This is a genomic window from Micrococcus sp., assembly GCF_030523875.1.
In the GTDB taxonomy this organism is placed as follows: domain Bacteria; phylum Actinomycetota; class Actinomycetes; order Actinomycetales; family Micrococcaceae; genus Micrococcus.
In genome coordinates this window covers 1-8,651 of record NZ_JAUNHR010000085.1, presented here as the reverse complement: position 1 = coordinate 8,651, position 8,651 = coordinate 1, and the positions used below count along the sequence as shown (strand labels likewise).

The 8,651-nt window shown below is 76.5% G+C and carries 11 protein-coding genes; 6 read left to right on the top strand and 5 right to left on the bottom strand.

The window, feature by feature from the left end:
- The coding region (locus Q4D18_RS09955) for an amino acid ABC transporter ATP-binding protein (RefSeq protein WP_303127907.1) at nucleotides 1-537 on the bottom strand (537 nt) is incomplete at its 3' end.
- A gap of 92 nt (nucleotides 538-629) precedes the next feature.
- Here Q4D18_RS09955 and Q4D18_RS09950 point away from each other — a divergent pair.
- The 3 genes from Q4D18_RS09950 to Q4D18_RS09940 all read left to right on the top strand — a co-directional run bounded on the left by Q4D18_RS09950 (nucleotide 630) and on the right by Q4D18_RS09940 (nucleotide 2,060).
- Entirely contained in the window at nucleotides 630-1,433 is an 804-nt protein-coding gene (locus Q4D18_RS09950) for a TIGR00730 family Rossman fold protein (RefSeq protein ID WP_303127904.1), read from the top strand.
- On the top strand, nucleotides 1,430-1,777 hold the full coding sequence (locus tag Q4D18_RS09945) for a DivIVA domain-containing protein (RefSeq protein WP_303127902.1): 348 nt from the start codon (nucleotides 1,430-1,432) through the stop codon (nucleotides 1,775-1,777). The genes Q4D18_RS09950 and Q4D18_RS09945 overlap by 4 nt, the downstream gene beginning before the upstream one ends.
- Nucleotides 1,778-1,889: 112 nt before the next feature.
- The gene (locus Q4D18_RS09940) at nucleotides 1,890-2,060 is read left to right on the top strand and encodes a DUF3117 domain-containing protein (protein ID WP_303127900.1); all 171 of its coding nucleotides are present in this window, start codon (nucleotides 1,890-1,892) and stop codon (nucleotides 2,058-2,060) included.
- A gap of 88 nt (nucleotides 2,061-2,148) precedes the next feature.
- On the opposite strand, the gene Q4D18_RS09935 is transcribed toward Q4D18_RS09940, so the two are convergent.
- Nucleotides 2,149-2,799, bottom strand: a complete 651-nt coding sequence (locus Q4D18_RS09935; RefSeq protein ID WP_303127897.1) for an O-methyltransferase — start codon at nucleotides 2,797-2,799, stop codon at nucleotides 2,149-2,151.
- 231 nt (nucleotides 2,800-3,030) lie between these two features.
- Here Q4D18_RS09935 and Q4D18_RS09930 point away from each other — a divergent pair, with 231 nt between their 5' ends.
- Nucleotides 3,031-3,891: a zf-HC2 domain-containing protein gene (locus Q4D18_RS09930; protein WP_303127894.1), complete on the top strand. Its 861-nt coding sequence runs from the start codon at nucleotides 3,031-3,033 to the stop codon at nucleotides 3,889-3,891.
- Between the two features lie 39 nt (nucleotides 3,892-3,930).
- The gene (gene tatB, locus Q4D18_RS09925) at nucleotides 3,931-4,635 is read left to right on the top strand and encodes a Sec-independent protein translocase protein TatB (RefSeq protein ID WP_303127892.1); all 705 of its coding nucleotides are present in this window, start codon (nucleotides 3,931-3,933) and stop codon (nucleotides 4,633-4,635) included.
- Between the two features lie 21 nt (nucleotides 4,636-4,656).
- Here the strand turns inward: tatB and Q4D18_RS09920 are convergent, their stop codons facing one another.
- The 3 genes from Q4D18_RS09920 to Q4D18_RS09910 are packed head-to-tail and all read right to left on the bottom strand — an operon-like array spanning nucleotide 4,657 to nucleotide 7,907.
- Nucleotides 4,657-5,817 carry an Mrp/NBP35 family ATP-binding protein gene (locus tag Q4D18_RS09920; RefSeq protein WP_303127889.1) on the bottom strand — a complete coding sequence of 387 codons (1,161 nt, stop codon included), beginning with the start codon at nucleotides 5,815-5,817 and terminating at the stop codon, nucleotides 4,657-4,659.
- On the bottom strand, nucleotides 5,814-6,581 hold the full coding sequence (locus Q4D18_RS09915) for a DUF1003 domain-containing protein (RefSeq protein ID WP_303127886.1): 768 nt from the start codon (nucleotides 6,579-6,581) through the stop codon (nucleotides 5,814-5,816). The genes Q4D18_RS09920 and Q4D18_RS09915 overlap by 4 nt, the downstream gene beginning before the upstream one ends.
- Before the next feature lie 39 nt (nucleotides 6,582-6,620).
- Entirely contained in the window at nucleotides 6,621-7,907 is a 1,287-nt protein-coding gene (locus Q4D18_RS09910) for a CBS domain-containing protein (protein WP_303127884.1), read from the bottom strand.
- A gap of 114 nt (nucleotides 7,908-8,021) precedes the next feature.
- Between Q4D18_RS09910 and Q4D18_RS09905 the strand changes: the two genes are divergently transcribed.
- A partial coding sequence (locus Q4D18_RS09905) for a general stress protein (protein WP_303127881.1) occupies nucleotides 8,022-8,651 on the top strand: 630 nt, incomplete at its 3' end.

The window sequence follows — 8,651 nt, the reverse complement described above, 5'->3', positions numbered from 1 at the left end:
CATGGCCAGGGCGCGGGCGATCGCGACGCGCTGCTGCTGGCCGCCGGAGAGCTGGGCGGGCATCTTCTTGGCCTGGTGGGCCACGCCCACGCGCTCGAGCAGCTCCATGGCGTGGCGCTCGGCGTCGGCCTTGCGCTTGCCCTTCACGCGGATCGGGCCGAGCGTGACGTTCTCGAGGATCGACTTGTGGGCGAAGAGGTTGAAGGACTGGAAGACCATGCCCACCTCGGCGCGCAGTCGGGCCAGCTCCCGCCCCTCGGCCGGCAGCGGCTCGCCGTCGATGAGGATGCGGCCGCCGTCGTCGTCGATGGTCTCGAGCCGGTTGATCGTGCGGCACAGCGTGGACTTGCCGGAGCCGGAGGGGCCGAGCACGATCGCCACCTGGCCGCGCGGGATCGCCAGGTCGATGTCCTTGAGCGCGTGGAAGTCGCCGAAGTGCTTGTTCACGTGCTCCAGGCGGATGAGCGCGTCGGCGCCGGCCGGGGCGGCGGTCGAGCCGGTGTGGCCCGCCCCACCGGGGGATGTGGTCTGCGTCATGGCGGGGAGCATAGCGCAGCACCGCGCCTGCGCCCCTCCGACGCGCGGGTGCGTCGGCCCCGGCCGTGCACCCCCTCGCCTAGGCTGGGCGCATGGCCCCCGACGACTCCGCCGCCCCCGCCCCGACCGCCGGCGCCGACCGCCGCCGCGTGCACCGTGGCGGGCAGGTCCTGACCGGCCCCGCCGCCACGGCCCCGACCTTCGACCAGCTGCTGCTGGACGCCCGCCAGGCGCCCGCCGGCCAGGCCCGGGTGCCGTCCACCTCCTCCACCTCGGACGCGTGGCGCGTGCTGCGCATCCAGTCGGAGTTCGTCGAGGGGTTCGGCACCCTCGCGGACCTCGGCCCCGCCGTCTCGGTGTTCGGCTCCGCCCGCACGGGGGAGGGCACGCAGGAGTACGCGCTCGGCGTCGAGCTCGGCCGCCTGCTCGTGGAGGCGGGCTACGCCGTCATCACCGGCGGCGGCCCCGGCGCCATGGAGGCCGGCAACCGCGGCGCGCACGAGGCCGACGGCGTCTCGGTGGGCCTGGGGATCGAGCTGCCCTTCGAGACGGGGCTGAACCCCTACGTCGGCATCGGCGTGGACTTCCGCTACTTCTTCGCCCGCAAGGTCATGTTCCTGCGCTACGCGCAGGGGTTCGTGGTCCTGCCCGGGGGCTTCGGCACGCTCGACGAGCTGTTCGAGGCACTCACCCTCGCGCAGACCGGCACGGTCACGCGCTTCCCCGTGGTGCTCGTGGGCCGGGACTTCTGGGGGCCGCTCGTGGACTGGATCCGGGGCACCCTCGCCGCCCGCGGGATGATCTCGCCCGAGGACGTGGACCTGTTCTCCGTGGTGGACACCGCCCAGGAGGCCGTGGACCGCATCCGCGCCACGTGCGGGGAGCCCCGGGCATGACCACGCCGATCTGGATCGCCGCCGTCCTGGTCCTCGTGGTCGCCGTCGCCGCCCTGGCGGCCGTGTCCGTCGGCCGTGCGGCCCCGGCCCCGGGGGACCCGGCGGGGCAGGCGCCCCCGCACCCCGTCCTGCTGCCCCCGCACCCCCGCGCCGCCGACGTCGACCGCGTCCGCCTGGCCACCACGGTGCCCGGGTACCAGCGCGACCAGGTGGACGCCGTCCTCGCCCGGCTGCGCGACGCGCTGGCCGAGGACGAGGCGCGCATCGCGGCCCTCGAGGACGAGCTGGCCCGCCGGCCGGGCGCCGAGCGGGCCGGTGGCACGCCCGCGGCGGATCCGGGATAAAATGCATGTGCGACCGGTCACGTCCGCCCAGCGGACGGGGGCCGGTCAGACCGACGCGAGCGCCACCCGCAGCACGTGTCAGCCGGGAACTCCATCAGAAGGGAAGTCACAGATGGCCGCCATGAAGCCCCGCACCGGGGACGGTCCCATGGAAGTGACCAAGGAGGGGCGCAGCCTCATCATGCGTGTCCCGATCGACGGCGGCGGACGCCTCGTCCTCGAGATCAACGCCGACGAGGCCAAGGAGCTGAAGCAGTGCCTCGAGGGCGTCACGCAGGGCTGACGCCCGCGTCCTGACGCCGAGGCCCCGCACACCCTCCGGTGTGCGGGGCCACGGCGTGTCCGGGGGAGGGGCCCCGCCGGGGCACCGTTCAGCGGCGGACGGCCAGCAGCACGCCCGTGCCCGTGGGGACGACCGCCGAGACCCAGGACTCCTCCTCGCGGACCAGCTTGTCCACCGCGCGGGCGGCCACGGTGGAGGCCTCGCGCACCGCGGCCCGCGGGACGCGGTCCGAGTCCAGGGCGTCCACCACCACGAGCAGCCCGCCGGGGGCCAGCATGCGTCCGGCCTGCTCCACGTCGAACGCGCGGGAGGCCGGGTCGCCGTCCACCAGCACCAGCTCGTACGCCCCGGCCGTCAGCCGCGGCAGCACCAGGCGGGAGCGCCCCGTGATCATGCGGGTCCGCGAGGTGGGCAGGCGGGCCTCCGAGAACGCCTCGCGTGCCGCCCGCTGCACCTCGGCGTCCGGGTCCATCGTGGTGAGGACGGTCCGCTCGGGCAGGCCCCGCATCAGCGCGAGGCCGGACACGCCCGCGCCCGTGCCGATCTCCACCACCGCCGACGGCGCCCGCGTGGCCGCCAGGACGGTCAGCAGCGCGGCGGTGCCCTCGCTCACGGCCCGCACGCCCAGCTCCGCCGAGCGCTCGCGGGCGCGCAGCAGCACCTCGTCCTCGGCCGTGCGGGTCTCCGCCCACGCCCAGGCGGCGTGCTTGTCGGTGGGCTGGGGGTGCAGGGCGCTCATGGGGGGGGGCTCCGGGGTCGGGCGGGCGAGGGGACGGGCGTCCCCTCCGGGTCGGGGCCAGTGTACGGAGCGGGGGCGGGGCGCGGTCCCGCGGGTCGCCGTCGGCGCCCCAGGTTCCTCCCAGCCGGGCCGGTCATGATGGTCGAGGCCGCGACGCCGCGGTGCGAGCCCCCAGCCGCGCCCCGCGCCGCCGGCCCGCCGCAGACCGCCGTCGGACCGGGAGGAGGCGCCATGGGGCACCGGCACTGCGTGACCCGCCTCGACGCCCACCTCGAGGGCGCCCTGCCGCGCCGCCTGGACCGCCGGGTGGAGCGCCACCTCGACCGCTGCCCGGAGTGCCGGGCCGTCGCGGACCAGCGCGCCCGCGTGCTCCTGGCCGCCCGCAGCGTCCACTCGCGCCCGGCCGCCACCGCGGCCGTCATGCGCCCGCGCGGGGTGTCCGGCCGGCTCGTGGTGTCCGTGCTGGCCCTCACCCTGCTCATGGGCGGGGTGCTGACCGCCCTGTGGCTGGTCGGGGCCCCGGACCCGGCGCTGCGCCAGGCCGGCGTGCAGGCGGGCGCCCCCGTGCTGGAGGCCGCCCCCGCCGTCGCGGGCGAGGAGGAGGACGCGGCCGAGCGCGTGGAGTGGCTCCGCGAGCACGGCTGGACCGCCCCCTCCCTCTACGCGGGCGGGCTGCGGCCGCTCACGGTGGAGGCCGCGCACGAGTCGGACACCGCCCGCGTCACCGTGGCCTGGGGGCGCGGCGCACCGCTGGTGACCGTCCGGGAGTGCCGGGGCGGCCAGGAGCGGGCGCGCGCCGGGTGCGCCCAGAGCGGGGCCCCGGGGCTCGGGCCGGAGCAGGCCCTGCCGGTGGGCGTGGCCTACCGCATCACGGAGGGGGCGGACCGGCCGTGGACCGCCGTGCTGACCACCCCCGAGGCCGCGTACCGGGTGGACGCCGACCTGCCGCGCGGCCAGGCGGAGGCCCTGCTCACCCAGGTGGTGGTCGCGGAGCGCTCCGGCCTCACCGAGCCCCCGGACGACGACGCCCTCGGCGAGCGCCTGGAGCGCGGCCTGGAGCGGCTGCTCGGGGCGGGCCCGGCGGACCGGTGAGCGCCGCTCGGCGGACGGACCTCTAGTAGAGTTCCGAGCGTGCTGGGAATCAACGGGTCTGAGCTGATCATCCTGATCGTCATCGCCCTCGTCGTGCTCGGGCCCGAGAAGCTCCCGGAGTACACCCGGAGCCTGACTCAGTGGATCCGCCGCATGCGGGACATGGCCGAGGGGGCCAAGACCCAGTTCAAGGAGGAGACCGGCACGGACTTCGACGAGGTGGACTGGCGCAAGTACGACCCCCGCCGGATCATCCGCGAGGCCCTCTCCGAGCCGGTCGGCGGCTCCTCGCCCGCCGCCCGGGCCCAGGAGCTCACCGGGGTCTCGGCGGAGGACGTCCACGGGGGCCTCACCCAGCAGGACCTGCGGGACATGGACCCGCGCACCCTCTTCCGCCGTCCCTCGGGGGACGGCAGCTCCGCCGTCCGCGCCGACGACGCCCCCGCCCCGGCCGCAGCCGCCGCGCCCGCCGCCCCGGCGACGACGTCGGCCGCCTCGTCCGCCGTGTCTGCCGGCGGCGCCCTCGCAGGCGGGGCCGCCGCGGCCCTGCTGGCCTCGGGCCGCGCGCAGGACGTGCTGGACGTCCACGAGTCGGAGCCGCGGCCGGATGCCACCGCCGCCGCCCCCGGCCGTGAGGACCGCACCACGGCCCCGGCCGCGCGGCCGCGCCGCGTGGAGACCGAGCCCCGGCCCCTGGACCTGCTCGGCCTGGCCCCGGCCCCGTTCGACGTCGACGCCACCTGAGCGACGACGAGGCCGGACCGCTCAGCGCGGGCTGATCGGCAGCCCGCGCCCGCGCAGGCTCTGCGGCCGCACCGCCAGGCGCGCGGCGATCCCGGCCAGGGCGCGCCCGGCCGGGCTGTCCGGCTCGGCGAGCACCACCGGCTCCCCGGCGTCGCCGCGGCGGCGCAGGGCAGGATCCAGCGGCACGGTGCCGAGCAGGGGCACCTCCGTGCCCAGCACGCCGGTGAGCCGCTGCGCCACCTCCGTGCCGCCGCCGGCGCCGAACACGTCCAGCACCGTGCCGTCGGGCAGGGTCATGGGGCCCATGTTCTCCACGACGCCGGCCACGGTCTGGCCGGTCTGCTCCGCGAGCTGGCCCGCGCGGGCGGCCACCTGCGCGGCGGCGTGCTGCGGGGTGGTGACCACCACGAGCTCGGAGGCGGGCAGCAGCTGCGCCGTCGAGATGGCGATGTCCCCGGTGCCCGGCGGCAGGTCCACGAGGAGCACGTCCAGGTCCCCCCAGTGCACGTCCGTGACGAACTGCTCGAGCGCCCGGTGCAGCATGGGCCCGCGCCAGGCGACCGGCCGGTCGGCGTCCAGGAACATGCCGATGGAGATGACCTTCACGTCCCGGCTCAGCGGCGGCAGGATCAGCTCGCCGACCCGGGTGGGGGTCCCGGAGATCCCGAGCAGACCGGGGATGGAGTAGCCGTGCACGTCCGCGTCGATCAGGCCGACGGCGAGCCCGCGGGCGGCCAGCGCGACGGCGAGGTTGGCCGTCACCGACGACTTGCCCACCCCGCCCTTGCCGGAGGCCACGGCGAGCACGCGCGTCAGGGAGTCCGCGCCGAAGGGGTTCGCGGGCCGCGAGGCGCGCAGGGCGTCCTGCAGCGCCGCGCGCTCGGCGGGGGTCATCACGCCCAGGACCACCTCCGCCGCGACGACGCCGGGCACGCGCCGGGCGGCGGCGGAGACGTCGGCCCGGATGGTCCCGCGCAGCGGGCACCCCTCGATCGTCAGCAGCACCGTGACGCGCACGGACCCGGGGGAGGTCTCCTCGACCGCCCGCACCATGCCGAGCTCGGTGACGGGCCGCCGGATCTCGGGGTCCACCACGTCGTCGAGCGCGGCCAGGACCGCGCGGGCCAGGTCCGTGGCGGCCTCCGGGCGCGGCAGACCCGTGGGGGCGGGGGAGGCGCTCATGCGCGCGGCCCCGTGCCGCCGTCGTCGGCCGCGTGGGAGCCGTGGCCGGAGCCGCGGGCGGCGGCCTGCTCGGCCGCCTCCTGGGCGGCGATGATCGCCAGGGTGGTGGTGGCGGTGTCCTCGGCCTCGGTGCGCGCGCCGTCCCGGTCGCGGGACTTGGCCTTCTTCTTCTTGGGCTTGGGGGCCGGCTCGGTCGCGGGGGCGTCGGCGCCCTCGGCGCGCAGCTCGGCGCGGACCTCCTCGCGGATGGCCTCGCGCAGCTCCTCGACGAGGTCCTCGTGAACGCCGCGCAGCTCGCCGCGCACGTAGTCGCGCGTGGCCACGTCCTGCAGCACGAGGCGCAGGCCGGAGATCTCCCGGGTGAGGTACTCGGTGTCCGCGAGGTTGCGCTCGGCGCGGTCGCGGTCCTCGCGCAGGGCCACCTTGTCCCGGTCGTCCTGACGGTTCTGCGCCAGCAGCAGCAGCGGGGCGGCGTAGGAGGCCTGGAGGGAGAGCATCAGCGTCAGCGCGGTGAAGCCCAGCGCCGCCGAGTCGAAGCGCAGGCCCTCCGGCCCGTAGGAGTTCCAGCCCACCCAGAAGAGGCAGAACAGGGTCATCCACAGCAGGAACTGCGGGGTGCCCATGAAGCGGGCGATGCCCTCGGTCCACTCCCCGAAGGCGTCCGGATTGGGGCTCAGCCGGGGGATCCGGCGCTGCCGGGCGCTCATCGGCGTGTCCAGGCCGGTGGGACGGGCCTCGCGGGCGTCGCGGGGGGACGGGGCCATGCTCACTCCTTCGGGGCGGTCGAGGGGACGGGGCGGGGGTCAGGCGCGGGCGTCGGCGGAGGACGCGCCGTCGGGCTCGGGCGTCTCGTCCGGGTCCATGGCGCGCCAGTCCTCGGGGAGGATGTGGTCGAGCACGTCGTCCACGCTGACGGCGCCCACCACGCGGTGCTGGGCGTTGACCACGGGGATGCAGGTGAGGTTGTACGTGGCCAGCTCGCGGGTCACGTGCACCACGGAGGCCATGTCGGACACCGGCTCGAGGTCCTTGTCCATGATGTTGCCCAGCGCCTCGGGCGGCGGGTAGCGCAGCAGGCTCTGGAAGTGCACGACGCCGAGGAAGCGTCCGGTGGGCGTCTCCAGCGGGGGGCGGGCCACGATCACCAGGGAGGCCAGCGCGGGGGAGATCTCCTGCTGGCGGATGGTGGCCATGGCCTCGGCGACGGTGGCCTCGGGGGGCAGGACCACGGGCACGGGCGTCATGACGGAGCCGGCCGTGTCCTCCTCGTACTCCAGGAGGCGGCGGACGTCCTCGGCGTCCTCGGGCTCCATGAGCTCGAGGAGCAGCTCCTGCTGGGAGTCCGGCAGCTCGTGCAGGAGGTCCGCGGCGTCGTCGGGGTCCATCTCCTCGAGGACGTCGGCGGCGCGCTCGACGTCCAGGTGGGAGAGGATCTGCACCTGGTCGTCGTCGGGCAGCTCCTGGAGGACGTCGGCCAGGCGCTCGTCCTGGAGCTCGTTGGCGACCTCCACGCGGCGCTTGGCCGTCATCTCGTGGAGCATGTCGGCGAGGTCGGCGGGCTTGAGGTCCTCGTGGGCGGCCACGAAGCTCGTGGCGCCCTGCGGCTCGGCGGCCGTGCCCCAACGGGCCTCGTCCCAGGACAGCAGCAGGTGCTCCCCGCGGGGGCGGCCGAAGGCGCTGCGGCGGGAGTCGCGGCGCACGTAGAGGTCGGAGACCAGCCAGTCCCCGTTGCGCTGCTGCTCCAGGCCCAGGTCCTCGATCACGGCGGGGCCGGAGCCGTCCACGAGGTCCACGCGGCGGTCGAAGAGGTCGCCGGCCACGGTCTGCTCCGCGCCGCGGCGGGAGAAGCGGCGCAGGTTGATCAGGCCCGTGGTGATGATCTGCCCGGAGTCGAGCGAGGTCACGCGGGTCATCGGGACGAACACGCGCTTCTTGCCGGGGACCTCGATCACCAGGCCGGTGGCCACGGAGCGCTCCGTCCGGCCGCGGTCGAGCACCACCACGTCCCGCAGGCGGCCGAGGCGGTCGCCGAGCGGGTCGAAGACGTCCAGGCCCAGCAGGCGGGCCACGAAGATCCGGGGGGAGTTCACCGGGCCAGCCTAGTGGCTCGGCCCCGCCCCGCCCCGGGAGTGCGACACAGGGCCGGTGTCCGCGCTGCGCGGACCCGCCGGGCGGGCGCGGCACGGGACGGGCACAATGGGGGCATGTCCTTCATGATGACCTCCCCGACCGGTCCCGCGGGCGGCGGCCTGCCCCAGGGCGAGCTGCTGGCCACCTACAGCACGTACTCGCAGGCGCGCGAGCAGGTGGACCGGCTGGCCGGCACGGACTTCCCCGTCAGCGCGGTCTCGATCGTGGGCAAGGACCTGCGCGTGGTGGAGCGCGTGCGCGGGCGGCTGGACTACGGGCAGGTGGCCCTGGGCGCGGCGGTGCGCGGCCTGCTGTTCGGCGCCATGATCGGCGTCTTCCTCCTGCTGCTGGACCCCACCGGGGGCTGGATGCAGGTGCTCACCTCCGCGCTGCTGGGCGTGGCCGTGTGGATGATCTTCGGCGTGGTGGGCTTCGCCGCCCGCAAGGGCCGCCACGGGTTCGCCTCCACGCAGTCCGTGGTCCCCGGCGGCTACGACCTCGTGGTGGCCTTCGAGCACGCCGCCCGGGCCCGTCAGGAGCTCGGCCTGACCGGCCGGCCCTCCGGGGTCGCCGCCCCGACGACGACGGCCCCCGTCCCCCACGACGCCGCCCCGACCTCCGCCCCGCCCGCGGCGCCGGCGCCCGCCCGCCCCGAGGGCGGCTCGCACGCCGCTCCGGCTCCGGGCCAGGCGGCCGCCGCGCCC